General features: G+C 64.5%; 21 protein-coding genes. 13 read left to right on the forward strand and 8 right to left on the reverse strand.

Features of this window, described 5'->3' with window-relative positions:
* The first annotated feature begins 202 nt into the window (after positions 1–202).
* The 7 genes from DOM56_RS03715 to DOM56_RS03745 all read left to right on the forward strand — a co-directional run bounded on the left by DOM56_RS03715 (position 203) and on the right by DOM56_RS03745 (position 7,621).
* Complete coding sequence (locus DOM56_RS03715) at positions 203–1,081, forward strand: glycine betaine ABC transporter substrate-binding protein (RefSeq protein WP_110707513.1); 879 nt, start codon at positions 203–205, stop codon at positions 1,079–1,081.
* Positions 1,082–1,301: 220 nt separating this feature from the next.
* Positions 1,302–2,888 (forward strand): ABC transporter substrate-binding protein, encoded by a 1,587-nt coding sequence (locus DOM56_RS03720; protein ID WP_110707514.1) that lies wholly within the window; start codon positions 1,302–1,304, stop codon positions 2,886–2,888.
* 76 nt (positions 2,889–2,964) lie between these two features.
* Positions 2,965–3,969, forward strand: a complete 1,005-nt coding sequence (locus DOM56_RS03725) for an ABC transporter permease subunit (protein WP_110707515.1) — start codon at positions 2,965–2,967, stop codon at positions 3,967–3,969.
* A gap of 15 nt (positions 3,970–3,984) precedes the next feature.
* Positions 3,985–4,884 carry an ABC transporter permease subunit gene (locus DOM56_RS03730; RefSeq protein ID WP_110707516.1) on the forward strand — a complete coding sequence of 300 codons (900 nt, stop codon included), beginning with the start codon at positions 3,985–3,987 and terminating at the stop codon, positions 4,882–4,884.
* A 63-nt stretch (positions 4,885–4,947) separates the two neighbouring features.
* The gene (locus DOM56_RS03735) at positions 4,948–5,988 is read left to right on the forward strand and encodes an ABC transporter ATP-binding protein (RefSeq protein ID WP_110707517.1); all 1,041 of its coding nucleotides are present in this window, start codon (positions 4,948–4,950) and stop codon (positions 5,986–5,988) included.
* On the forward strand, positions 5,985–6,989 hold the full coding sequence (locus DOM56_RS03740) for a dipeptide ABC transporter ATP-binding protein (protein ID WP_110707518.1): 1,005 nt from the start codon (positions 5,985–5,987) through the stop codon (positions 6,987–6,989). The genes DOM56_RS03735 and DOM56_RS03740 overlap by 4 nt, the downstream gene beginning before the upstream one ends.
* A gap of 185 nt (positions 6,990–7,174) precedes the next feature.
* Positions 7,175–7,621 carry a universal stress protein gene (locus DOM56_RS03745; RefSeq protein WP_110707519.1) on the forward strand — a complete coding sequence of 149 codons (447 nt, stop codon included), beginning with the start codon at positions 7,175–7,177 and terminating at the stop codon, positions 7,619–7,621.
* Positions 7,622–7,703: 82 nt separating this feature from the next.
* On the opposite strand, the gene ugpC is transcribed toward DOM56_RS03745, so the two are convergent.
* From ugpC to DOM56_RS03775, 6 genes are all read right to left on the reverse strand, one after another.
* The gene (gene ugpC / locus DOM56_RS03750) at positions 7,704–8,921 is read right to left on the reverse strand and encodes a sn-glycerol-3-phosphate ABC transporter ATP-binding protein UgpC (protein WP_110707520.1); all 1,218 of its coding nucleotides are present in this window, start codon (positions 8,919–8,921) and stop codon (positions 7,704–7,706) included.
* A gap of 25 nt (positions 8,922–8,946) precedes the next feature.
* A complete protein-coding gene (gene ugpE, locus DOM56_RS03755) occupies positions 8,947–9,792 on the reverse strand; it encodes a sn-glycerol-3-phosphate ABC transporter permease UgpE (RefSeq protein ID WP_110678540.1) in 846 nt (281 codons plus the stop codon).
* Positions 9,792–10,667: a sn-glycerol-3-phosphate ABC transporter permease UgpA gene (gene ugpA / locus DOM56_RS03760; protein ID WP_110707521.1), complete on the reverse strand. Its 876-nt coding sequence runs from the start codon at positions 10,665–10,667 to the stop codon at positions 9,792–9,794. The genes ugpE and ugpA overlap by 1 nt, the downstream gene beginning before the upstream one ends.
* A gap of 124 nt (positions 10,668–10,791) precedes the next feature.
* Positions 10,792–12,114: a sn-glycerol-3-phosphate ABC transporter substrate-binding protein UgpB gene (gene ugpB / locus DOM56_RS03765; protein ID WP_232822159.1), complete on the reverse strand. Its 1,323-nt coding sequence runs from the start codon at positions 12,112–12,114 to the stop codon at positions 10,792–10,794.
* A gap of 170 nt (positions 12,115–12,284) precedes the next feature.
* Entirely contained in the window at positions 12,285–13,508 is a 1,224-nt protein-coding gene (gene sbmA / locus DOM56_RS03770; RefSeq protein ID WP_110707522.1) for a peptide antibiotic transporter SbmA, read from the reverse strand.
* A gap of 126 nt (positions 13,509–13,634) precedes the next feature.
* Positions 13,635–14,354 (reverse strand): GntR family transcriptional regulator, encoded by a 720-nt coding sequence (locus DOM56_RS03775; RefSeq protein ID WP_110707523.1) that lies wholly within the window; start codon positions 14,352–14,354, stop codon positions 13,635–13,637.
* 207 nt (positions 14,355–14,561) lie between these two features.
* Between DOM56_RS03775 and DOM56_RS03780 the strand changes: the two genes are divergently transcribed.
* From DOM56_RS03780 to DOM56_RS03790, 3 genes are all read left to right on the forward strand, one after another.
* Positions 14,562–15,395 (forward strand): amidohydrolase family protein, encoded by an 834-nt coding sequence (locus DOM56_RS03780; RefSeq protein ID WP_110707524.1) that lies wholly within the window; start codon positions 14,562–14,564, stop codon positions 15,393–15,395.
* Positions 15,396–15,464: 69 nt separating this feature from the next.
* A complete protein-coding gene (locus DOM56_RS03785; RefSeq protein WP_110707525.1) occupies positions 15,465–16,766 on the forward strand; it encodes an SLC13 family permease in 1,302 nt (433 codons plus the stop codon).
* A gap of 120 nt (positions 16,767–16,886) precedes the next feature.
* A complete protein-coding gene (locus DOM56_RS03790; protein ID WP_198655657.1) occupies positions 16,887–18,656 on the forward strand; it encodes a peptidase M14 in 1,770 nt (589 codons plus the stop codon).
* Here DOM56_RS03790 and DOM56_RS03795 read toward each other — a convergent pair.
* Positions 18,653–20,149 (reverse strand): amidase, encoded by a 1,497-nt coding sequence (locus tag DOM56_RS03795; protein WP_110707526.1) that lies wholly within the window; start codon positions 20,147–20,149, stop codon positions 18,653–18,655. The genes DOM56_RS03790 and DOM56_RS03795 overlap by 4 nt on opposite strands.
* A gap of 126 nt (positions 20,150–20,275) precedes the next feature.
* Entirely contained in the window at positions 20,276–21,292 is a 1,017-nt protein-coding gene (locus tag DOM56_RS03800; RefSeq protein ID WP_110601351.1) for a 1-aminocyclopropane-1-carboxylate deaminase, read from the reverse strand.
* A gap of 189 nt (positions 21,293–21,481) precedes the next feature.
* On the opposite strand from DOM56_RS03800, the gene DOM56_RS03805 reads away from it, so the two are divergent.
* From DOM56_RS03805 to DOM56_RS03815, 3 genes are all read left to right on the forward strand, one after another.
* A complete protein-coding gene (locus DOM56_RS03805) occupies positions 21,482–21,973 on the forward strand; it encodes a winged helix-turn-helix transcriptional regulator (protein ID WP_110707527.1) in 492 nt (163 codons plus the stop codon).
* Between the two features lie 160 nt (positions 21,974–22,133).
* On the forward strand, positions 22,134–23,051 hold the full coding sequence (gene kdgD / locus DOM56_RS03810; RefSeq protein ID WP_110707528.1) for a 5-dehydro-4-deoxyglucarate dehydratase: 918 nt from the start codon (positions 22,134–22,136) through the stop codon (positions 23,049–23,051).
* 106 nt (positions 23,052–23,157) lie between these two features.
* The gene (locus tag DOM56_RS03815) at positions 23,158–24,513 is read left to right on the forward strand and encodes an enolase C-terminal domain-like protein (protein WP_110601344.1); all 1,356 of its coding nucleotides are present in this window, start codon (positions 23,158–23,160) and stop codon (positions 24,511–24,513) included.
* Positions 24,514–24,518 lie beyond the last annotated feature (5 nt).

Genomic DNA, 24,518 nt, shown 5'->3' on the forward strand with positions numbered 1-24,518 from the left:
TCAATGAATGTTTGAAACACGATTTACGAATATTTTCGTTTCGTATCGGAACATGGCGGCCCGTTTGGGTCGGTGCCTCCTTCTGAAACTTGAAGGTCAGCCGGGTGCTAAAGCGCAGATCCAACGCTGAAAAGTCATGCGCTTTAAGCGATACTCATAACGATTTTTTCTTGAATGACATAAAAAATAGAGGGTTCCAGTTATGAGAAAGATGCTTTGCCCATTGGCAGCCACGGTTTTCACTGCGTTGTCCCTCTCACCGATTCACGCCTTCGCGCAGGAAAAGACACTGACCATCGGCACCAACAATTGGGCGGAGAACGTCGCTGTCGCGAACCTGTGGAAGCTGGTGCTGGAGAACCACGGCTACGACGTCGAGTTGTCAGCTGTCGGCAAGAGCGCGCTCTACGCTGGGATGGCCGCCGATGACATCGACCTGTCGCTGGAGATATGGCTGCCGCATACCGACAAGGAATTTCTCGCACCCTACAAGGACACGCTCGAGGTTCACGCTGCCTGGTACGACAAGACCGGACTGGGCCTGGTCGTACCGAGCTACGTCGATATCGACACCATTCCGGAGCTGGCGAAACACGCTGACGAGTTCGAATATCAGGGGAGTCCCACGATCCTGGGTATCGATCCGGGTTCCGCCATCGCCGGGATGACCGACGAGGCCATCGAGACCTACGATCTACCGCTGGCGCAGGTCAACAGCTCGGAGCCGGCAATGATGTCCGCGCTCGACAGCGCCTATCGGGACGAAACGCCGATCGTGGTGACGTTGTGGAATCCGCACTGGGCATTTGCCGACTACGATCTGAAGTATCTGGCAGACCCGCAGAACGTCTATGGAAACGGCGACACCATCTACTGGTTCTCGCGCCAGGGCTTCGCCGAGGACGACCCCTGGCTGACCGCGGTGCTCGATGCCTGGCACATGAGCGACCAAAACCTCGGCACGCTGATGTCGGAGATCGAATCTCGAGGCGACCCGGTGGCTGGAGCACGGACCTGGCTCGAAGAGAACCGGGACCAGGTCGATGAATGGCTGGCCGCTGGCGAGCGAATTCAGCCATAGGCTTTCGGCCACACGCTGCCGGCGATGTCCGATGGGGTCACTTAGACTGAATGGCTTCTCGCTGCAACCACCTCTTCTCACGCTATTGGACAATTGATTAAACGCTACTTCACGCTCTAGTCTGTGCCGATTGCCGGCTGTCTGACAGGCCGGCTTTACAACGACAAGCGGCCACAAGCCGATATCACAAGAACAGCGATAGCTGTGCAGGAGATGGATAATGAAAAAGACGCTGCTTGCGGCTGGCATTGCCGCCATGATGATGGGCGCGACCCCGGTCATGGCCAAGACGCTGGTCTACTGCTCCGAAGGGTCTCCGGAGGGGTTCGATCCCTCGCTCTACACGGCTGGCACCACCTTCGACGCGTCGAGCAAGACGATCTACAACCGCCTGGTGCAGTTCAAGCCGGGTACCACCGAAGTCGAGCCGGCCATCGCCGAGAGCTGGGATGTGTCGGACGACGGCCTGGAGGTGACCTTCCACCTGCGCGACGGCGTCAAGTTCCAGACCACCGACTATTTCACGCCGAGCCGTGCGCTCGACGCGGACGACGTGATCTGGACTTTCGAGCGTCAGATGGACGAGAACAACCCGTACTACAAGCTGGCCAACGGCAGTTTCGAGTACTTCAACGCGATGTCGATGGGCGATTTGATCGAGTCGATCGACAAGGTCGACGACCACACCGTGAAGTTCGTGCTGACCGAGCCCAACGCACCGTTCGTGGCCAACCTGGCGATGGACTTCGCCTCGATCCACTCCAAGGAGTACGAGCAGCAGCTGCTCGACGAGGGCAAGCCGGAGCTGGCCAACCAGCAGCCGATCGGTACCGGTCCGTTCCAGTTCGTCAACTATCGTGAAGATGCGGCCATCCGCTACCAGGCCAACCCGGACTATTTCCGCGGCAAACAGCCGATCGACAACCTGGTCTTCGCGATCACCTCCGATGCCCAGGTGCGTTACCAGAAGCTGATGGCCGGCGAGTGCCAGGTGATGCCGTTCCCGAACCCGTCCGATGTCGAGGCGATGCAGCAGAACGCCGACATCAACGTGCTCGAGGAAGCCGGTCTCAACGTGGCGTATCTGGCCTACAACACCCAGATGGCGCCGTTCGACAAGCCGGAAGTGCGTAAGGCACTGAACATGGCGATCAACAAGCAGGCGATCATCGATGCGGTGTTCCAGGGCGCCGGCCAGGTGGCCAAGAACCCGATCCCGCCGTCCATGTGGGGTTACAACGACGCCATCCAGGATGATCCGTACGACCCCGAGAAAGCCGAGCAGATGTTGAAGGATGCGGGTGTCGAGAATCTGAAGATGAACATCTGGGCGATGCCGGTTCAGCGTCCGTACATGCCCAACGCACGACGGACCGCCGAGCTGATGCAGTCGGACCTGTCGAAAGTCGGCGTCGATGCGCAGATCGTCACCTACGAATGGGGCGAGTACCTGAAGCGCTCCTCTGACGTCAACCGTGACGGTGCGGTCATCCTCGGCTGGACGGGCGACAATGGCGATCCGGACAACTTCCTGGGCGTGCTGCTCGGCTGTGACGGTGTCGGCGGTGCCAACCGTTCGCAGTGGTGCTATCAGCCGTTCGACGAGCTGATCCAGAAAGCTCGTACCCTGGATAGCCAGGAAGAGCGTGCCAAGCTCTACGAGCAGGCCCAGGAAATCTTCAAGGAGCAGGCGCCTTGGGACACCCTGGCCCACTCCACGGTCTTCATGCCGCTTCGCAAGGAAGTGACCGGCTACAAGATCGATCCGCTCGGCGGCCATAGCTTCGAAGGCGTCGACATCGAGTGATTCTCTCCTAGCGAAGACGCGGGGCGGCCCTGACAGCCGCCCCGCGTCTTATCGCGTGACTAGCCAGACCTCCAAAATGTTCAAATTCTTTCTGATCAAGCTGGCGCAGCTGGTCCCGACGTTCATTGGCGTCACCATCGTTGCGTTCGCTTTCATTCGCCTGTTGCCGGGCGATCCGATTCTGCTGATGGCGGGGGAGCGCGGCATTTCCGCCGAACGTTACGCCCAGCTCGAGTCCCAAATGGGTTTCGACCGCTCCCTGGTCGTCCAATATCTCGATTTCCTGAAGGGATTGCTGCATGGCGATCTCGGTAACTCCCTGGTGACCCACGCCCCGGTCATGGACGAGTTCATGAGCCGCTTCCCGGCGACGCTCGAACTCTCGCTGTTCGCGCTGGCGTTCGCCGTCATCATCGGTCTGCCAGCCGGCGTGCTGGCCGCAGTCAAGCGTGGCAAGACGCTCGATCACACCATCATGGGGGTCAGCCTGACCGGCTATTCGATGCCGATCTTCTGGTGGGGCCTGCTGCTGATCATGCTGTTCTCGAGCACCCTGGGCTGGACCCCGGTCTCGGGGCGCATCTCGTACATGTACTTCATCGAGCCGGTCACCGGCTTCATGACCATCGACAGCTTGATCGCCGGCGACTGGGGCGCGTTTCTCTCCTCGCTGCACTACCTGATCCTGCCGTCGATCGTGCTGGGGACGATCCCGCTGGCGGTCATCGCCCGGCAGACCCGCTCCTCGATGCTCGAGGTGCTGGGCGAGGACTACGTGCGCACCGCACGCGCCAAGGGACTGTCGAACTTCCGCGTGATCATGGTGCATACCCTGCGCAATGCGCTGATTTCGGTGGTGACGGTGATCGGTCTCCAGGTGGGCCTGCTGTTGGCGGGGGCGATCCTGACCGAAACGATCTTCTCGTGGCCCGGCATCGGCAAGTGGATGATCGATGCGATCTCGCGACGCGACTATCCCTCGGTGCAGGGTGGCCTGGTCCTGATCGCGTTCATCGTGATGATCGTCAATCTGCTGGTCGATCTCGCCTATGGCGTCATCAACCCGCGCATCCGCCATTAACAGGGGGCTTTCATCATGAGTACCATTTCTACCCCCGCCGCACCCGGCTCGTTCCGCTACCAGCTGGCGTCCTTCTGGAGCGATTTCAGCGCCAGTCGCGGCGCGCTGGTCGGCCTGATCTTCATCGTCTTCATCCTGCTCGTCGCGCTGTTCGCACCCTGGGTCGCACCGCACGACCCGGCGATGCAGGATCGTGCGGCGCTGCTGGTGCCGCCGGTGTGGCATGCCGAAGGGAGCTGGAACTACATCCTCGGCACCGACGCGGTAGGTCGCGACATCCTCTCGCGGTTGATCTACGGCGCCCGCTATTCGCTCTCGATAAGCGCCATGGTGGTGGTGATCTCGATGGGCGTGGGGATTTTCCTCGGCCTTCTGGCCGGGTATTTCCGCGGCTGGATCGAGACCGTCATCACCCGCGTGATGGACGTGGTGCTGGCGTTCCCCAGCCTGCTGCTGGCGCTGGGCCTGGTCGCCATCCTCAGCCCCGGCCTGACCAGCGCCATGATCGCCATCGCGCTGGTCCAGTTGCCTTACTTCGTGCGCCTGACGCGAGCGGCGGTGATCGGCGAGAAGAATCGCGAGTACGTCATCGCCAGCCGGCTCTCCGGTGCCGGGCACCTGCGCCTGATGTTCAACACCTTGTTGCCTAACTGCATGGCGCCGCTGATCGTGCAGGCGACGCTGTCGTTCTCCACCGCGATTCTCGATATCGCGGCGCTGGGCTTCCTCGGCATGGGTGTCCAGCCGCCGACGCCGGAGTGGGGTGCGATGCTGGCCAACGCCCGCGAGTTCATGGGCAGCGCCTACTGGGCGGTGACATTCCCGGGTCTGATCATCCTGCTGACCGTGCTGATGATCAACCTGATGGGCGACGGCCTGCGCGATGCGCTGGACCCGAAGATGAAAAGATCGTGAGCGCTTCGCCCGCCCTGGCGCCTGGCGTCCGGGGCGGGTGCGGCGACGCGATGAGGAGTTGTCATGGCATTACTAGATATTGAAGGCCTCAGTGTTCGCTTCAAGACCAGCAGCGGCCTGTTTGCTGCCGTGGAAGGCGTCGACATCAACGTCGATCGCGGCGAGGTGTGGTCGATCGTCGGCGAATCCGGCTCGGGCAAGTCGGTGTCGATGCTCGCCACCATGGGCCTGCTGCCGTGGACGGCGCAGGTCACCGCCGACAAGATGGCGTTCGACGGCCAGGACCTGCAGCAGTTGAGCTCGCGTCAGCGGCGACGGATCGTCGGCGGCGAAATGTCGATGATCTTCCAGGAGCCGATGAGCAGCCTCAATCCCTGCTTCACCGTCGGTACCCAGATCGACGAAATGATCAAGCAGCACCTGGGCGGCTCCCGCAAGGAGCGCCACGAGCGTGCGCTGGACCTGTTGGCACAGGTCGGGATTCCCGATCCGGCACGCCGGATCAAGGCCTATCCCCACCAGATGTCCGGCGGCATGAGCCAGCGGGTGATGATCGCCATGGCGATCTCCTGCAATCCGCGGCTGCTGATCGCCGACGAGCCGACCACGGCGCTCGACGTCACCATCCAGGCGCAGATTCTCGAGCTGTTGCTGCGGCTGCAGGAAGACACCGGCATGGCGCTGATCCTGATCACCCACGACATGGGCGTGGTGGCGGAGACCGCCAAGCACGTGGTGGTGCAGTATGCTGGGCGTCAGGTCGAGAAACAGGATGTGAAGTCGCTGTTCGCCAATCCACGTCACCCGTATACCGAGGCGCTGCTGTCGGCGCTGCCGGAGCGGGCCGGCGATCAGGATCGGCTGCCGACCATTCCCGGCGTCGTCCCCGGTCAGCATGACCGTCCGAGCGGGTGTCTGTTCAATCCGCGTTGTCGCTACGCCACCGAACACTGTCGCGAGGTGGAGCCGGTACCGGCTGCGGACGACCCCGCCCGAACGCTGTGTCACTATCCCCTGGAAGATGGGATTTCGCCGTCGCCGGCTGCGGCGGGCGTGGCGCGAGACAACCCGCAATCCAGCCCGCATAGAGAGGTGCGCCCATGAGTCGCGATGCCGTATTGAGCGCCGTCAATCTCACCCGTCACTATCAGATCAAGGGTGGCCCGTTCTCCCGGCCGGCGACGGTGAAGGCGCTCAACGAGGCGACCTTCGAGCTCTACCCCGGCCAGACCCTGGCGGTGGTCGGTGAGTCCGGCTGCGGCAAGTCGACCCTGGCCCGGGTGTTGACGATGATCGAGCCGCCCACCAGCGGCAAGCTGACCATCAGCGGGCACGAGGTGTCTCTCAAGGAGGGGCAGCGCCCGCCGGCGGCGCTGCGCCGCGAGGTCCAGATCATCTTCCAGAATCCCTATGGGTCGCTCAATCCGCGCAAGACCGTGGCGACCATGCTGGAAGAGCCGCTCAAGCTCAATCGCAAGGAGATGAGCGCGGCGGCGCGGCGTGAGGCAGCGCTGGAGATGATCGCCAAGGTGGGCCTGCGACCGGAGCATGCCGATCGCTATCCGCACATGTTCTCCGGCGGCCAGCGCCAGCGTATCGCGATCGCCCGCGCCCTGATGCTCAACCCCAAGATCCTGGTCCTCGATGAGCCGGTCTCGGCGCTGGATCTGTCGATCCAGGCCCAGGTGCTCAACCTGCTGGCGGATCTGCAGGAGGAGTTCGGGCTGGCCTACGTGTTCATCTCCCACGACTTGTCGGTAGTGCGACGCATCGCCGATGACGTGATCGTGATGTACTTCGGCCAGCCGGTGGAGACGGGGCCGGCGGAAGAGGTGTTCACCACCCCGCGCCATCCCTACACCCAGGCGCTGTTTTCGGCGACGCCGGTGGCGGATCCCAACCGCCGGCGCGAACGCGTCCACCTCAAGGGCGAGCCGCCGTCGCCGCTGGCACCGCCGCCGGGCTGCCCGTTCGCCCCGCGCTGCCATCTGGCGACCGATGCCTGCACCCAGGAAGATCCGCCGCTGGAGCGCGTCGACGACCGGGTCGAAGTGGCTTGTATCCATGTCGATCAAGCAATGGCCCGTTACGCTCGAGCCGGTTGAGGTAAATGCCGTTGCCGGGTGACGTCAGCGCCGAATGCCTCCGGGCATTCGGCGTTCGTCGTCTGGCGGGGAGGCTACCTCCGGGGGAGAATTGGCTACGCTAAAGACAGGTACGCTACCCGGTGTTCGTCGTGGCGAGCGGGGTAGCCGAATCGCGTCAGTCATCATCTCGAGGGGAAGCGATCATGTCTCAGCAGATACTGGTACCCATCGATGGCTCGGCCAGCGCGCGCAAGGCGCTGGAGCACGCCTGCCTGATCCAGCGCGCGACCCAGGCCGGCATTCACCTGCTGCACGTTCCCGAGGTGCCGATTGCCAAGGATTCGCTTGGCGCGATGGTCGGTGCCTCACCGGTCGACTACACGCCGGAGAAGGGGCATCTCGCGGGGGAGCACTTGCTGGAGGAAGCGTGGCAGGCGGTAGGCGGGGACGCCGGCGCAGTGACCTACCACGTCGTGGAAGGGCGACCGGCCCAGACGATCGTCCAGCAGGCGACCGATCTCGGCGTCGACATGATCATCATGGGCAGCCGTGGCCTCAGTGACCTCAAGAGCCTGGTGGTCGGCAGCGTGTCGCACAAGGTGTCGCATATCGCGCCCTGCCCGGTGATCACCCTGCACGTGCCGGACTAGGCGCTGCCGGTCAGGCGTCCGTTGCCGGACCCGGGTCGCCTCCTGGGTCGGCCCCCCATCTGTCGGCGCGCCCGATGCCGGGTCAGGCGACGCTCGACTTAGCCGCCGGCGTCTCGGCGGCGAGGCGCGCCCGCCGCGCCATACGCTGCTCCTCGGCGTCGAACAGGTGCAGCGGGCCGTCGACGCCGAGCCGGATCTCGCTGCCCTCGCGCAGCGCCGCGGCCTCCAGCGTGGCCAGCGGCAGCCGCGCGGTGAGCGGGGCGTCGAGCCCCGGTAGGCGGCAATAGACCAGTGCATCCACCCCCAGGCGTTCGATCATCTCCAGCGTGACCGCGAACTCGCCCTGCGGGTCGAGGCGCAGGTGCTCCGGGCGTACGCCCAGGGTGGCGGCACGCTCGGGGGCCTTGGCGTCTGCGCGCGCCGCTGTCTCGGGCTCGGCTTTGGCCCTGGTTTGGGTTTCGAGGGCTTCGGTCTCGCGGGCTTCGGTCTCGCGGGCGTCGTTCTCGAGTGCTTCTGTTTCGAGGATCAGGCCGCCGGGCAGATGCGCACGGCCGTCGGCCTGGGTCACCGGCAGCAGGTTCATCGCCGGCGAGCCGATGAAGCGCGCCACGAAGCAGCTGGCGGGCGTCTCGAACAGGCTCATCGGGGTGCCGATCTGCTCGATCCGGCCATCGCGCAGCACCACCAGGCGGTCGGCCAGGGTCATCGCCTCGACCTGATCGTGGGTGACATAGAGCATGCTCGCGCCCAGGCGCTGCTGCAGACGCCGAATCTCCAGGCGCATCTGCACGCGCAGCGCAGCGTCGAGATTGGAGAGCGGCTCGTCGAACAGGAACACGGTCGGCTCGCGCACGATCGCCCGGCCCATCGCCACGCGCTGGCGCTGGCCGCCGGAGAGCTGGCGCGGCCGGCGTTCGAGCAGCGCCTCGATCCCCAGCAGGGCCGCGGCCTCGCGCACCCGGCGGGTGATCTCCTCGCGCGGGCGCTTCTGCAGCTTGAGCGCATAGGCCATGTTGTCGAACACGCTCATGTGCGGGTAGAGAGCGTAGTTCTGGAACACCATCGCGACCCCGCGCTGGGCCGGCTCCAGGCGGTTTGCGAGGGTGTCGCCGATTCTAAGCTCGCCGTCGCTGATCGTCTCGAGCCCCGCCACCATCCGCAGGAAGGTCGACTTCCCGCAGCCCGAAGGGCCTACCACGACCATCAGTTCCCCGGGTTCCAGGGTCAGGTCGATACCATCGACGGCGCGCTGGCCGCCCTTGTAGGTCTTGACGAGCTGGCGACAAGTCAGCGTGGCCATGGGTCGAGTCTCTCCGCGTTGAAGGTCACTTTTCGGCATCGGTCAGCCCGCGCACGAAGAAGCGCTGCATGGCGACGATCACCACCACCGGGGGCAGGACCGTGAGCACCGTCATCGCGGTGGCCAGTTGCCACGGTGGCAAGGTGTCGGTGGACTGCACCAGGTTCTTCAGGCTGATCACGGCGGTGGCGTGATCCGGCGAGTTGGCCGCCAGCAGCGGCCACAGATACTGGTTCCAGCCGTAGATGAACATGATCACGAACAGCGCCGCGAGATTGGTCCGCGACAGCGGCAGCACGAAATCCTTGAGAAAGCGCAGCGGCCCGGCGCCATCCAGCCGCGCCGCCTCGAACAGCTCCGACGGCAGGCTCAAAAAGCACTGGCGCAGCAGGAAGGTGGCGGTGGCCGAAGCGATCAGCGGCAGGATCATCCCGGCGTAGGTGTCGATCAGCCCGAAGCGCGCCACAACGCCGTAGGTCGGCACGATGCGCACCTCAACCGGCAGCATCAGGGTGACGAAGATCAGCCAGAAGCAGAGCGTGCGGCAGGGGAAACGGAAGAACACGATGGCATAGGCGGCCAACAGCGAGATCGCGATCTTGCCCAGCGCGATGCCCAGCGCCATCACCAGCGAGTTGCCGAGCAGGCGCAGCGCACTGACCCCCAGCCCGGGCATCGGCTGGGACAGTAGCTGCCAGTAGTTGGCCAGCCCCTGGTCGCCGAACCACAGCGGGGCGATGCCGCTCTGCAGGTCGCCGGCACTGTGGGTGGAGGCGGTGAGTGCGAGCCACAGTGGTAGCCCGAAGATCACCGCGCCAATGATCAGCAGCAGATGGGTGAGGCCGTCGAGGCCGGGACGACGATAGCGCATCAGTATGCGACCCTGCGTTCGAGATAGCGAAACTGGATGAAGGTGAGCACTCCGACCAGCAGCATCAGCAGCACCGACTGGGCGCTGGAGCCGCCCAGGTCGCGGCCGACGAAGCCATCCTCGTAGAGCTTGTAGACCAGGGTGCGGGTGGCGCCGCCGGGGCCGCCCTGGGTGGTGTTGTCGATGGTGGCGAAGGTCTCGAACAGCACATAGACACTGTTCATCACCAGCAGGAAGAAGGCGGTCGGCGACAGCAGCGGCAGGGTGATGCCGAAGAAGCGCCGGAAGGGGCCCGCGCCGTCGATGGCGGCGGCCTCGAGCAGCGAGGCGGGAATCATCTGCAGCCCGGCGAGAAAGAACACGAAGTTGTAGCTCATCTGCTGCCAGATCGAGGCGATCACCACCAGCGCCAGCGCCTGGCCGGGGTCGAGCTGGGCATCCCAGTGTACCCCGAAGGCGGCCAGGGCGTGGGTCAGCACGCCGAGCACCGGGTCGAACATGAACAGCCACAGAAGACCCGCCACCGCCGGCGCCACCGCATAGGGCCAGGTCAGCAGCACGCGATAGAGCCTGGCGCCGTGGAGCACGCGGTCGGCGAGGACCGCCAGCAGCAGCGCCAGCCCCATGGCGCCCGCCGCTACCAGCAGGCTGAACAGCGCGGTGACGCCGAAGGCGTGCCAGTAGCCGGGGGAGCTGAGCACATGCTGGAAGTTGGCGAGCCCGACGAAGCGCTCGCCGAGGCCGAAGGCATCCTGCACGTAGAACGCCTGGCGTACCGACTCGATGGCGGGCCAGAAAAAGAAGATGGCGACCACGACGAGCTGGGGCGCCAGCAGCAGCCAGGGAGTAATCGGGTGGCGTTCGAAGGTGGTCATCTTGATCGGCAGCGGGCGGCTTGCGCCGCCCGATCTCAGGGACTCGGCAGGAGAGAGGAGGGTCGACGCTGGCGCTATGGTGCTATCCGAAGCGTCGACGAGCGCAGTATTTTTCAGGCAGAGCCTAGTTCGAGACGCTGCGCTCGAACTGCTCGAGCTCCTGGTTGCCGCGCTCGGCGGCGTTGGTCAGCGCCTGGGCGGCGGTTTCGCTGCCGTTGAATGCCTTCTCCAGCTGCTCGGCGATGATATTGCGGATCTGCGGCATGTTGCCCAGGCGCAGGCCGCGGCCGTTGTCATCCGGCGTGCCCCGGGTCAGCTGGTCGATCGCCACGCTGGCGCCCGGCGTCTTGGCGTAGAAGCCCTCCTCTTTCAGGCGCTGGTAGGCGGCGGTGGTGATCGGCACATAGCCGGTGAAGCTGGCCCAGTCGGCCTGCACCGCCGGTGAGGAGAGGAAGTTCAGGAACTCGGCCACGCCTTTGTAGACCTCGTCCGACTGCCCCCGCATGACCCACAGCGAGGCGCCGCCGATGATCGAGTTCCTGGGCTGGCTCACCGCCTCGGCGTCATAGGGCTGCGGAGCGATGCCGAAGGTGAACTTGCCCTTGGCGGCTTCCTGGATGCCCGCACGCGAGGCGGAGGAGGTGGTCAGCATGGCGCAGCGGCCCGACTGGAAGCGCTTGGTGCCGCTGTCGGCGCGGCCGCCATACTCGAAGGCGTGGCTCTTCTGCCACTCGGCCAGATCCTGGATATGCCCCACCGTGGCCGGCTGCTTGTCGAACACCAGGCGGGCATCGGTGCCATTGAAACCGTTGGCCTGGGTGGCGAAGGGCACATCGTTGATCGCGCTGAAGTTTTCCAACTGGGTCCAGCTCGGCCAGGCGGTGGTCAGGCCGCACTCGGCAGCGCCGCTCTCGACCAGCTTGTGGGCGTCCTTGCCGACCTCGGCCCAGGTCTTGGGCGGGGTCTCGATACCGGCCTTGGCGAAGGCGTCCTTGTTGTAATAGAGCACCGGCGTGGAGGAGTTGAACGGCATCGACAACATATGGCCGTCGCGCGAGATGTAGTAGCTCTTCACCGCCGGCAGGAAGGCATCGGGATCGAACGGCGTATCGGTGTCCTGCATCAGCTGGTAGACCGGGTAGATCGCACCCTTGGCGTTCATCATCGTCGCCGTACCGACCTCGAACACCTGGGTGATCGCCGGGGCCTGGCCGGCGCGGAAGGCGGCGATGGTCGCGGTCAGGTTATCGCTGTAGCTGCCCTTGTAGACGGGCTTGACTACATAGTCGTCCTGGGAGGCGTTGAACTCCTCGGCGATGGCGTTGACCTTCTCGCCGAGCACGCCCTCCATGGCATGCCACCAGGTGATGGTGGTGGCAGCCTGGGCCGAGGGGGATAGCGACAGCGCGGTGACAGCGACGAACGGCAGTAGAGAGGTGAGGCGCACGATGACATCTCCCGACAGGGCGTTACAGGGTGTGGTGCGTACCCTAGGACGATACGATGTCAGTGACGTGGCACTCGGGTGTCACCGGGATGACAACGTTGTGACGGCGCGATGATGGCACGATGCCAAAGACGTCGGCAGGGCGGCTGCGCGCGCCCTGCCGTTATCGCTCAGGTCGCCGCCTGGGGGGTATCCGGTGTGTCTTCGATCACCCGCTCGAAGGTGCGCAGGCGTTTGACGATCGAGAGCAGCTCGATGATCGTCGACCACGAATTGACCAGGTACTGGAAGGATTCGCGCACCTGGCCGAACACGTTGAGGACCTGCTGCAGCAGGCCGAGGGTCAGCTTGCCGGCGACGATCGACGGCGTCAGCACCACGAACGCGAAGATCGTGTCCGCCTGCAGGTAGAAGATGCGGGCAATGTTGAAGTAGGCATAGTGCCAGTAGAGCCGGAAGTAGTTGTGACGCACGCGGGAAAAGAGCTCGGCCACCGTGGCCGGCTCGGCGCGCGAGGCATCGTCCTCTCCATAGACCAGCTCCTTGCGGTAGGCCGCTTCCACTCGCTGATTGCGAAACTCGAGTCCAGGCAGCTTGATCCCCACCAGGGCCAGGAACAGCGTGCCGAATACGGACCAGACGATCGCCGCCCATACCAGCGCATCGGAGACATGGCCGATCAGCGGCAGTTCAGTGATGTTCTTCGACATCGCCACCAGCAGCGGTAGAAAGGCGATCAGCGTCAGCACCGCCTTGAGCAGGTTGACGCCCAGCCCTTCCAGCGTGGTCGAGAAGCGCATGGTGTCCTCCTGCACGCGCTGGGCGGCTCCCTCCACGTGTCGAAGCTGCGACCAATGTGCCATGTAGTAGTCGTTCATCGCCGTGCGCCAGCGAAAGATGTAGTGGCTGACGAAGAACAGGTTGAATACACCCACCGTCACCGCGACGAAGGCGATCCCGGCGAACGTGAGCATTTCCCGGTAGAGATCCAGTGCGGTCACGTCGCTGTCCCCGGCGAGCGCCTGTTGCACCATGTCCCAGAACGGTCCGTACCAGGCGTTGACCGCGACGCTGGTCTGCACCGAGAAGTAGGTCAGGAACACGATCAGTGCGGTGCCCAGGATCGACCAGTACTGCCACCGGTGCGGGGCGAAACGAAACCATCCGGCGCTGAACAGCCCGACACAGAGCGCGTAGTAGAGATAAAACCAGAGAAACGATGCCGACCAGAATCGCGAGACCCCGATCGGCAGGGAGGCTTCGTCCGCTGGCGGCAGCCCGATGGCGGCACCCCAGTTGCTGGCGGTGGCCTCCCACAGGACGATGGCGAACAGCGCCCACCCCAGGGCGGTGACGAAGAAAAGCGATGGCTTGGGAAAGAACGATCGGAACACGGTGACGGCCCTGCGATTGTCGATGAACGGCGACGCAGCACCCTGACGGTGCGGCGTCGGTCACTCATCGACCTCGAACCGGTTGTTACGTTCCCTTACTGTCGTCCGGGGGCCTGGTCGGTCGCCTCAGGAAATGTCGACCTGGTAGCGGAACGTGCGGGCGGGGCCGCGCGAGCGCCGGTACTCCAGCGGCGTGCGATCGTAGCCGAGCGCCAGCCGCTCCACCATGACGACGGGTTCCCCGGTGTCGATACCGAGAATGTCGGCGAGTGCTGTCTCGGCAGTCTCGACGGTGAGCGTCTCCCGCGCCGAACCGATCAGTTGGCCGCAATGCGACTCATAGAAGGGGTAGAGCAGGTTGCCGAAATCCGCGATATCGATGTGCATCAGGGCATCGAAACGAGCGGCTGGCAGCCAGATATCCTCGTACAGGAGCGTGGTGCCGTCGAGTTGGCGGATTCTCTCCAGGCGAATGGTCTCTTCGGCCACTGCCAGTTCCAGCGCCTCCGCGACATCCTCGGCGGCGGGTTCCAGGTGGCATGAGAGGATGCGGCTCTTGGGTATCCGGCGATCGCCGCGAGCGTCTACCTGGCGGAAGAAGCGGAATAGCGACCCCTCGAAATTGGGACGAAGGATGAAAGTGCCACGCCCTTGGCTCCTCTTCATCAGGCCATCCTGGACCAGAGTGTCCACGGCCTTACGCAGCGTGCCTACCGCGACGCCGTAGTGCCTGGTCAGCTCCGCCTCGGTCGGTATCGCGACACCGGGTGTCCACTCTCCCGCAGCGATCCTGGCCAGCATGTCGTCACGTAGACGTTGATAGAGCGGCAGGCGTTCGTCTGTCATCGAGCTCGTTCCCCTCATGAATGGTTTCCTTCCGCTCTGTTTAAAACAAATGTATCACTTTGTTGCCATCTTTAGTCGTAGTCCCTGCGGACTGAGACTAATTGGGTGTATGCTCCGACCGAGTTTATTCATATAGTTGAATAGATATATATAGGTCGAACCACTCGTTCGCCGTCAAGTGTTCACGCCATTTACCAAGGGCCATTCATGACGCAACCCGCTACCGTCGCGCTGACCGGCGTCGATACCCATGCGCACATCTTCCGGCAGGACCTGCAACTGGCGGGCGACCGTCGTTATAGCCCGGCGTACGACGCCACCATCGAGCAGTATCTGGGGCATCTCGATCATTGCGGCCTCTCCCATGGCGTACTGGTACAGCCCAGCTTTCTCGGTACCGACAACAGTCACATGGTTTCGGTATTACGTCGGTTTCCGCAGCGTCTGCGCGGTACGGCGGTGGTGGCGCCCGAGGTATCCAACGACGAACTCGATGAACTGGCGGAGTCAGGGGTCGTCGGCATCCGGCTCAACCTGATCGGGCAGCCTCTCGAGGATTATCGTAGTCCGCCGTGGCGCGCGCTATTCGCCAGAATAGCCGAGCGTGGCTGGTCGGTGGAGATCCAGCGAGGGATGGAGGACTTGGACACGATCCTGCCGCAGATTCTGGCGGCTGACGTGCCGGTGGTGATCGATCACTTCGGATTGCCCTCCGGCGAGATCGATCCGGTCAACTCCCGCCATCGGGCGCTGTTGTCTCTGCTTTCGAGCGAGGATATCTGGGTCAAGCTATCGGCGACCTACCGCAGCAGGTCCAATCACGCCCAGGCGTTGGCATCGATCGATCGACTGCGCGACGCCTACGGCCATAGCGAGCGCCTGCTGTGGGGCAGCGACTGGCCGCACACGCGGTTCGAGAGCCAGACCGATTACGCCGCGCAGTTCGCGCTGATGCAGACGCTGCTGCCGAACGTCGAAGAGCGCCGCCAGGTCATGATCGCCAACCCGGCCAGGCTGTTCAAGATCGATCTCACGCGCTAAGGGCCGCCGGGCGGAATAACGAACACGCACCATGAGTGCGAACGACAGGTACGAGAGGGGAACCGACTTATGATGAGTCTACTGGTGGTAGGGGCGATCGTCGTCTCCATCATTCTGGGATACCGCACCAAGATCAATATCGGGCTGTTCGCGATCGCGTTCGCCTATCTGATCGGCTGCTTCGGGCTGGGCCTGAAACCCGCGGAAGTGATTGCCATGTGGCCGCTGAAGATATTCTTCATCATCTTCTCGGTCTGTCTGTTCTACAGCTTCGCGATCGTCAACGGCACGCTGGAGAAACTGGCCGAGCACCTGATGTATCGCTGCCGGCATTTTCCGCACCTGCTACCCTTCGCCATCTTTCTGGCGGCGGTGGTGATCTCGGCATTGGGTGCGGGTTACTACACCGTACTGGCGTTCATGGCGCCGATCACGCTGCTGCTGTGCAGCCGCACCGGGCTGAACCTGATCGTCGGTGCCATGGCGGTCAACTACGGGGCGTTGGCGGGTGCCAATTTCGTTTCCAGCCAGAGTGGCATCATCTTCCGTACCTTGATGACCAATTCGGGTATCTCCGACAACCAGGCTTTCATCAACAGTTTCGGCATCTTCGCCAGCACCATGATCGTACCTATCGTGGTGCTGTCCGGACTGATCCTGTTCGGCCGCAAGCGCGGCACCGCGATGGCGTCGCTGGAGCACGTCGAGCGTCCCAGCCCGCTCGACCGCGACCAGCGCGCCACCCTGATCCTGACCCTGGTGATGATGGCCACCGTACTGCTGCCGCCGATCGCCAGCCTGATCCTGCCCGACAACGCCGCCGTGACGTTCGTCAATTCCAAGGTGGACATCGGCCTGATCGCCAGCGTGTTCTCGGTCATCGCGCTACTGATGAAGCTGGGCGACGAGCGCAAGGCGATCGCCTCGCTACCGTGGGGCACGATCATCATGATCTGCGGCGTCGGCATGCTGATCTCGGTGGCGATCAAGGCGGGCACCATCGATCTGCTCGGCTCCTGGATCGGCACCAACATTCCGCCGGTGCTGATCCCGGTCGCGTTCGGCGTCGTTGCCGCGTTCATGTCGCTGTTCGCGAGTACGCTGGGTGTGGTCACGCCGGCGCTGTTCCCGCTGGTGCCGTCGCTGGCCGGTACGCTCTCGATCGACCCGATGATCATCTTCATCGCCATCGTGGTCGGCGCCCAGGCCACCTCGATCTCGCCGTTCTCCTCCGGCGGCAGCCTGATCCTCGGCTCCTGCCCGACGGACGAAGCGCGCTCGGGACTGCTGCCCAAGCTGCTGTTCCGTGCCGCCCCGCTCGGCTTCGTCGCCGCGCTGGTGTTCAACCTGCTGCTGACGTTCGTGTTCTGAACGCGGGGTGACAATCGATCATCGTCATCGTAGCGTGACGAACGGCGGCGCTCTTGCTGACAAGGGCGCCGCTTCTCGTTCGCAACGACCCTTCGGCACCGTCATGAGAGGAGCATCGCCGTGATCCTGTTCGACAAGCGTTATCCCGCCACGCTCGACACGCTTGTCGAGGCGTCCACGGCTGCCACCTTGGAAACCTGGACGTTCGACGACCAGGCCACGCGCCGCCAGGCCGAGAAAGCGCTGGCGGGCCGCGGCATCACCGCACGCTGTCGCTCGGCCTACAAGCCGCTGGTCTGCGCCTTCCGCGAGGAGATCACGACCGAGGGTCTGACGCATGTCGAGGTCACCTACCCCCGGCACCCTGCCGCCCCGGCGTCGCGCTTCCTGCTGGAGAGCTATCCGCTGGCAGCACTCTATCCCGGCGTCGGCTTCGAGTTCGCGGCGGGGGACATGTGTGACGAGTTGCCGGTCTACCGCCTGCGATTGCGTTATGCCGATGGGCGCGACGAGCCTCTGGACGTCTTGGCGCCCAACCGCCGGCATCTCGACTTCGCGGATGAACCGGCGCTGTCCCCCTGCGGCTGGCAGATCGTCGATGGTGCAGGCGGCGCCTTGACGACGGTCTACGAGCAGCTCTTTGCCGAGGCGATGACGGCCATCCGCGGGGCCACATGGGGCACGCGGGAAAGAGACCAGGAGCCCTATTTCGAGGAGCTCAACATCACCGCAACGCTGCCGATCGCCGATGAGCCTCTCGGCTACGCCGACGAGGCGCTGTCGCTGCGGGAAGCCCTGCACGAGGAGTTCTACTTCTCGCTGCTGGAGGTGTTCCAGCGGCGCTCGGGAAGGCCGCTGGGCGATCGCCATCTGCAGCCGGGGCAGATCGTGCCGGAGATCCGGCTCGGCAACGGCTACGAGGTGACGGTAGAGACGCGTGACTACGACCGCGAGACGATAGCCTCTCCCCGTGAATCGCTCGACGCCGTGACCCGGCCACTGTCGCCGCGGCAGATCGCCGAGGAGCTGGAGTCGCTCGGCGGGGCGCCGTTCTACGCCACCTCGGTCGCGGGGCGGCGAGTCGAGGGTCGGTACGTGGCCGGGTGCGACCGGGGCGTGATCATCTCCGCCGGCCAGCACGCCAACGAGACCTCCTCGCCGGCCGGCACGCTCCAGGCGGCCGGTCTCCTGGCGCAGCGCGAGGGCGCACACTTCTCGCTCTGCCCACTGGAAAATCCGGACGGCTATGCGCTGCACCAGCGGCTGGTGGCGGACAACCCGTGCCATATGCACCACGCCGCCCGTTACACGGCACTGGGCGATGATCTGGAGTACCGCGAAGCGGGCGAGCACGAAACGGCCATTCGTCTCGAGGCGGAGCGGCTGACCGGGGCCAGGCTGCATCTCAACCTCCACGGCTATCCGGCGCATGAGTGGACCCGGCCGCTGTCGGGTTATGTGCCGCGAGGCTTCGAGATGTGGACGCTGCCCAAGGGGTTCTTTCTGATCCTGCGCCATGCCTCCGGCTGGGCCGACGCCTCGCGCTGGCTGATCGAGGCGGTCACGCTGGCGCTCGGCGAGGTGCCGGGACTGCGCGCCTTCAACGATCGCCAGATCGCCCTGTTCGAGATCCACGCCGGTGAGACCGGATTCGAGATGATCAACGGCTTTCCCTGCCTCGTCGCCGAGGATGACCGCCACCGGTTGCCGCTGACCCTGATTACCGAGTATCCCGACGAGACCGTCTACGGCGATGCGTTCGCCGCTGCCGCCACGGCGCAGCGGGCGACCGTACTGGCAGCCTACGAGGCGTACCAGCGGATGCCCGGGCACTTGTTCGCCGATGCGAACGGCGGCGACGCGAATGCGGGCCACCCGGGCGCCGGCTAGCGCGTCGGCTGCAGGGCGGGGGGCAGGCGGGCTAGCCCGCCGCTGGCCTTTTCGTAGGCGCGGGCCAGCTGCAGCACGCCCCAGTCGTTTCGGGGCCGGCCGATCAGCTGGAAGCCCATCGGCAGGCCCTCTTCGCTCAACCCGGCCGGCAGGCTGACGGCCGGTGCGCCGAGCATCGAGGCGGGTACGACGACCTCCATCCAGCGGTGGTAGGTGTCCATCGGCCGCCCGGCGATCTCGCTGGGCCAGTGGGTGTCGACGTCGAATGGAAACAGTTGCGCGCTGGGCATGGCCAGGTAGTCGAACCGTTCGAACAGCGCGCTCCAGGCGTGATAGGCGTCGCCGCGCTGGACGTTGGCGGCGTAGATCTCCTGCGCCGAGAGCGGCAGGCCGCGTTCGACTTCCCACTGCGCCTCGGGCTTCAAACGCTCGCGGGTCGCGGGGTCGGCGTAGTACCCGCCCAGGTTGCCGGCGACGGCCCAGTGGCGCAGTGTGGTCCAGCTTTGCCACAGCGTGTCCGGGTCGAAGGGAGTGTCGCAGGCGTCGAGTTCGACGCCGCATTCGACGAGTCGATTCAAGGCCGATTCGCACAGCGCGAGCACGCCGGATTCCATCGCCAGATGCCCACCCCAGTCGCCCAGCCAGCCGATCCTGAGGCCGCGAACGTCACGTTCCAGCGCGGTGTCGATGGTATCGGTTTCGCGCCGTAACGGCTCTCCCAGAGAGAGCGGGGCGCGCCGATCGAAGCCGGATTGCGTCTCCAGCAGTCGGGCGACGTCGGCGATCGTTCTGCCCATCGGGCCATTGGTGGCGAGTTGCTGACCGAACGGATCGGCGGCCAGCCCCGGCACCCGCCCGAATGAGGGGCGAAAGCCGATCACGTCGTTGAACGCGGCAGGATTGCGCAACGACCCCATCATGTCGCTACCGTCGGCCACCGGCAGCATCCGCATGGCGAGTGCCGCTGCCGCACCGCCGCTGGAACCGCCGGCGGTGCGGGTGTGATCGAAGGCGTTCCGGGTCGCGCCGAAGACCGGATTGTAGGATTGCGAGCCGAGTCCGAACTCCGGCGTATTGGTCTTGCCGATGACGATGGCACCGGCGTCGCGCATGCGCGCCACCATCAGGCTGTCCGCGGCGGCTATCTGCCCGGCGAGCAGCGGCGAGCCCTGGGTGGTCGGTAGGCCCCTGGCATCGGAGAGATCCTTGATCGCCTGCGGGAAGCCATGCATCCAGCCCCGCGAGTGACCGGCCGTCAGTTCTCGGTCGGCGGTGTCGGCCTCGGCGAGCAGCGCAGCCCGCTCACGGCGGGAAACGATGGCGTTGACTAGCGGATTGGCCGCGTCGACATGGTCGAGATAGGCGTTCATCACCTCCCGGCAGGAGACGACGCGATCGTGAAGGTGGCGCGACAGCGTGGTGGCGTCCCAGGTCACGATCTCGCTCGGGGCGAGCGCCGGCGCGGCGCGATTCGAATCGGAAAGCGGTGTCATGAGGGGAGAGCTTGTTGTTGGAGGAGGCTCCAGCATAGCGTAATGGGGCACTGAATCATCGCCACCGCCAAGCTGGAACCCGGCGCCGGATCACGCCGCCGGGTTCACGGTCTTCACCGGTCGTGCTTAGCCGCGAGAGAACCACTCGCTGTAGGCGCTCAGAGCCGGTGCGCCACCCAGATGGGCGTAGAGAACCTTGGCGCCGGCGGGGAATTCGCCGAGACGAACTTTCTCGATCATGCCATGCATCGACTTGCCTTCGTAGACCGGGTCGGTCAGCACGCCCTCGAGCCGCCCGCAGAGTCGAATCGCTTCCAGCGTGCCGTCGTTGGGCAGGCCGTATTCCGGATAGCCGAATCGCGTGTCGAGCACCACGTCGTCGGCGGTGATCGGCTGTCCGAGCTCCACCAGCTCGGCGGTGTGCTGGGCGATGCGCACAATCTGGGCATGAGTCTGCTCCGGTTTGGCGGAGGCATCGATACCGATCACCTGACGGGCTCGACCGTCGGCGGCGAAGCCGACCACCATGCCGGCCTGGGTGCTGCCGGTGACCGAGCAGACCACGATGTAGTCGAAAGTGAAGCCCAGCTCGCGCTCCTGCTGGCGCACTTCCTCGGCGAAACCGACGAACCCGAGCCCGCCGTAGGGGTGCTCCGAACAGCCGGCGGGAATCGGGAACGGCTTGCCGCCCTTGGCCCGAACGCTCTCCATCGCACGTTCCCAGCTTTCGCGAATGCCGATGTCGAAGCCGGCCGGGTCGAGGCGCACGTCGGCACCCATGATCCGCGACAGTTCGATGTTGCCGACCTTGTCGTAGCTGGCATCGTGATAGTTGACCCAGTTCTCCTGGACCAGCACGCAGTCGAGCCCCAGGTGGGCAGCCACGGCGGCGACCTGGCGCGTCTGGTTGGATTGGATGCCGCCGATCGAGACCAGGGTGTCGTAGCCGCCTTCCAGCACTTCCGGAATCAGGTATTCGAGCTTGCGGGTCTTGTTGCCGCCGAAGGCGAGTCCGCTATTGCAGTCCTCGCGCTTGGCGTAGAGCTCGACCTCGCCGCCGAGATGTTCGCTCAAACGCTTGAGCGGGGTGATGGGAGAGGGGCCGAATGTCAGCGGATAGCGAGCGAACTTGTCGAGTTTCATGGAAGCTCCGGCTGTTGTTGTGGAGTCGTGGAGAGGACTCGATCTATCCTAGAGCGAAACGCTCTGAGGCGTGTTGCAAACTGGAATGGATAAACGGCTGAAAAGTCATCGATGTCGGATAAATAAAGGATTAAGTTTTAAGTAACTGGTCATGAGAGAAATTAAATTAACAGGAGGTAAGGCCAAGCCATGGCCCAGATCAGCAGCGATGCGGGCGCATCACTGGATCGAATCGATCGCCAGATCCTCGAACAGCTCCAGCGCGATGCCTCGATCTCCAACGTTGCGCTGGCGGAGCGCGTCAACCTCAGCCCGCCCGCCTGCCTGCGACGGGTCGAGAGGCTCAAGCAGCAGGGGATCATCAAGGGGACAGTGGCACTGCTCGATGCCGACAAGCTCAACGTCGGCATGATGGTGCTGATCGGCGTCGTGCTGGATCGCTCGACCCCCCAGTCGTTCGCCGATTTCGAAGCGGCCGCGCAGCACATTTCGGGGTGCATGGAGTGCCACGTCGTGACCGGCGAGTTCGACTATTTCCTGCTGATCCGAACGCGTGACAACCAGAGCTTCAATCGACTGCATGCCGAGCAGCTCATCTATCTGCCCGGGGTACGTCAGATCCGCTCTTTCATGGGCCTGCGCGAAGTCCTGTCGACGACGCAGCTGCCGTTCGCGAAATGAAGGGGAGGCCAGGACGTTCATCTAAGGTCTAACGGCATCATAGTATGATGTATGACAATATCGGCATCACAATTTCTCGGCCTGTGCTTCCTCGATCGAGGCGAGGCGGCTGGACGACTGAGTGACCGATTTACGTTAACCCACGATGAGGGGAGCCAAGGTGAATTTTTCCAAAGAAGCGGTTGTTGCCTCTATCAAGGATGGCCTGCTGTCCTTCCCGGTGACCGATTTCGATGCCAACGGCAAATTCGACGCCGACAGCTACCGCCGTCGTCTGCTGTGGCTGAAGGAGTACGAGGTCTCCGCCCTTTTCGTGGCTGGCGGTACCGGTGAATTCTTCAACATGACGATCGAGGAGTACCGCGAGATCGTCACGATCGCGGTGGAGACCATCGGCGGGCACGTGCCGATCATCGCCAGCGCCGGGCAGAGCGCCGAACTCGCCAAGGAGCACTGCAAGGCCGCCCAGGAAGCGGGGGCCGACGGTATTCTGCTGATGCCGCCGTACCTTACCGAGTGCCCGCAGTCCGGCATCGTCGAGTATGCCGCCAGCGTCTGTGAATCCACCGACCTCAGCGTGATCTACTACAACCGCGCCAACGGCTATCTCACGGTCGATGGCGTCCAGGCGCTGGCCGACCGCTGTCCGAACCTGGTCGGTCTCAAGGATGGCAAGGGCGACATGCAGGCGCTCAACATCATCATCAAGACACTGGGCGATCGCCTGGCCTACGTCGGCGGCGTGCCGACGGCCGAGATCATCGCCGAAGCCTACCTCGCCATCGGCGTCAGCACCTATTCGTCGGCGGTCTTCAACTTCGTGCCGGAGATGGCGGTCAAGTTCTACCGGGAGCTGCGCCAGGGCAATCGCGATTTCGTGCGCCAGGCGACACGCGAGTTCTTCATTCCCTTCGTCACCCTGCGCGACACCCAGAAAGGCTATGCCGTCAGCCTGATCAAGGCGGGCGCCGATCTGGTCGGTTACCCGGGCGGCAACGTGCGTGCACCGCTGACCATGCCCAGCGAGCAGGAGCGAGCCACGCTCGAGCAACTGATCGAGAAAGCGCGCACGCTCTGAGCGACACACCCCTGCAGATTCTTCATCAAGCCGGGAGCGGCCCTGTGGCCGGCCCGGCGCCGCCAGCCCGGTTCCCCCGCGTTCATCGCCTCGACGGAGACTTCCTATGCCGAGCCACGGCACGCCAACCATCACGAACATGAAGGTGATTCCGGTCGCCGGCCGGGACAGCATGCTGCTCAATATCGGTGGAGCCCACTCGCCCTGGTTCACCCGCAACCTGGTCATCCTCGAGGACAGTGCGGGGCATGTCGGCGTCGGCGAGGCGCCTGGCGGCGATACCATCCAGCAATCCCTGGAGCAGGCGCGACCGCTGGTCGTGGGGCAGCCCATCGGCAAGCTGCGATCGATGGTGGCATCGCTGCACACCGCCGGTCGTGGTGCCGATTTCGAGGATTTCGGCAAGGGCTCCTGGACCTTCGAACTGCGCGTCAATGCGGTGGCGGCGCTGGAGGCGGCACTGCTCGACCTGTTCGGCAAGTTCCTCGACGTACCGGTGGCCGAGCTGCTGGGTGACGGCAGGCAGCGCGACAGCGTCGAGGTCCTGGGCTATCTGTTCTTCGTCGGCGACGGCCAGAAGACGCCGCTCGGTTATCGCGAGCGCACCGAGGACAGTGGCAACAACGATCTCGGCCACGAGTGGTATCGCCAACGCGACATGGCATCGATGACGCCAGCGCGCATCGTCGAGCTCGCTCGCGCCGCCCAGGACCGCTACGGCTTCCGGGACTTCAAGCTCAAGGGCGGTGCGCTGCCTGGCGAGCAGGAGATCGAGGCCGTCACCGCGTTGCACGACGCCTTCCCCGAGGCGCGAACCACCATCGATCCCAACGGCGCCTGGTCCCTCGACGAGGCGATCCGGCTGTGCAAGGACCTGCATGGGGTCATCGCCTATGCCGAGGATCCCTGTGGCGCGGAGCAGGGCTTCTCGGGGCGCGAGATCCTGGCCGAATTCCGCCATGCCACCGGGTTGCCGGTAGCGACCAACATGGTGGCCACCAACTGGCGCGAGATGGCCCATGCGCTGATGTTGCGTTCGGTGGATATCCCGCTGGCCGATCCGCACTTCTGGACGCTATCTGGCGCGGTACGCGTCTCTCAGCTGTGCCAGGACCACGGCATGACCTGGGGCTCGCACTCCAACAATCACTTCGATATCTCGCTGGCGATGTTCGCCCAGGTCGGGGCGGCGGCCGTCGGCCGCACCACGGCGCTGGACACGCACTGGATCTGGCAGGAGGGCGACGCCCGGCTGACCCGCAATCCGCCCCGGATCGTCGATGGCAAGGTCGCGGTGACCGATGCGCCCGGCCTGGGTATCGAGATCGACATGGGCCAGGTCGAGCAGGCCAATGCGCTCTATCGCAGCCTGCCGGCCGGTGGTCGCAACGATGCCATGGCAATGCAGTACCTGATCGAGGGGTGGCAGTTCGACCCCAAGCGGCCGGCGCTGGTTCGCTGACGCGA

It is taken from the genome of Salinicola sp. CR57 (assembly GCF_003206585.1).
GTDB lineage: Bacteria > Pseudomonadota > Gammaproteobacteria > Pseudomonadales > Halomonadaceae > Salinicola > Salinicola lusitanus.

Bases quoted from the DNA above. Each gene is read 5' to 3' on its own strand.
- ugpC (WP_110707520.1), bottom strand. From the start codon at position 8,921: ATGGCCACGCTGACTTGTCGCCAGCTCGTCAAGACCTACAAGGGCGGC.
- DOM56_RS03745 (WP_110707519.1), top strand. From the start codon at position 7,175: ATGTCTCAGCAGATACTGGTACCCATCGATGGCTCGGCCAGCGCGCGC.
- DOM56_RS03730 (WP_110707516.1), top strand. From the start codon at position 3,985: ATGAGTACCATTTCTACCCCCGCCGCACCCGGCTCGTTCCGCTACCAG.
- DOM56_RS03780 (WP_110707524.1), top strand. From the start codon at position 14,562: ATGACGCAACCCGCTACCGTCGCGCTGACCGGCGTCGATACCCATGCG.
- DOM56_RS03725 (WP_110707515.1), top strand. From the start codon at position 2,965: ATGTTCAAATTCTTTCTGATCAAGCTGGCGCAGCTGGTCCCGACGTTC.
- DOM56_RS03805 (WP_110707527.1), top strand. From the start codon at position 21,482: ATGGCCCAGATCAGCAGCGATGCGGGCGCATCACTGGATCGAATCGAT.
- DOM56_RS03800 (WP_110601351.1), bottom strand. From the start codon at position 21,292: ATGAAACTCGACAAGTTCGCTCGCTATCCGCTGACATTCGGCCCCTCT.
- DOM56_RS03735 (WP_110707517.1), top strand. From the start codon at position 4,948: ATGGCATTACTAGATATTGAAGGCCTCAGTGTTCGCTTCAAGACCAGC.
- ugpA (WP_110707521.1), bottom strand. From the start codon at position 10,667: ATGACCACCTTCGAACGCCACCCGATTACTCCCTGGCTGCTGCTGGCG.
- DOM56_RS03715 (WP_110707513.1), top strand. From the start codon at position 203: ATGAGAAAGATGCTTTGCCCATTGGCAGCCACGGTTTTCACTGCGTTG.
- DOM56_RS03815 (WP_110601344.1), top strand. From the start codon at position 23,158: ATGCCGAGCCACGGCACGCCAACCATCACGAACATGAAGGTGATTCCG.
- DOM56_RS03775 (WP_110707523.1), bottom strand. From the start codon at position 14,354: ATGACAGACGAACGCCTGCCGCTCTATCAACGTCTACGTGACGACATG.
- ugpE (WP_110678540.1), bottom strand. From the start codon at position 9,792: ATGCGCTATCGTCGTCCCGGCCTCGACGGCCTCACCCATCTGCTGCTG.
- DOM56_RS03795 (WP_110707526.1), bottom strand. From the start codon at position 20,149: ATGACACCGCTTTCCGATTCGAATCGCGCCGCGCCGGCGCTCGCCCCG.
- DOM56_RS03720 (WP_110707514.1), top strand. From the start codon at position 1,302: ATGAAAAAGACGCTGCTTGCGGCTGGCATTGCCGCCATGATGATGGGC.
- DOM56_RS03785 (WP_110707525.1), top strand. From the start codon at position 15,465: ATGATGAGTCTACTGGTGGTAGGGGCGATCGTCGTCTCCATCATTCTG.
- DOM56_RS03740 (WP_110707518.1), top strand. From the start codon at position 5,985: ATGAGTCGCGATGCCGTATTGAGCGCCGTCAATCTCACCCGTCACTAT.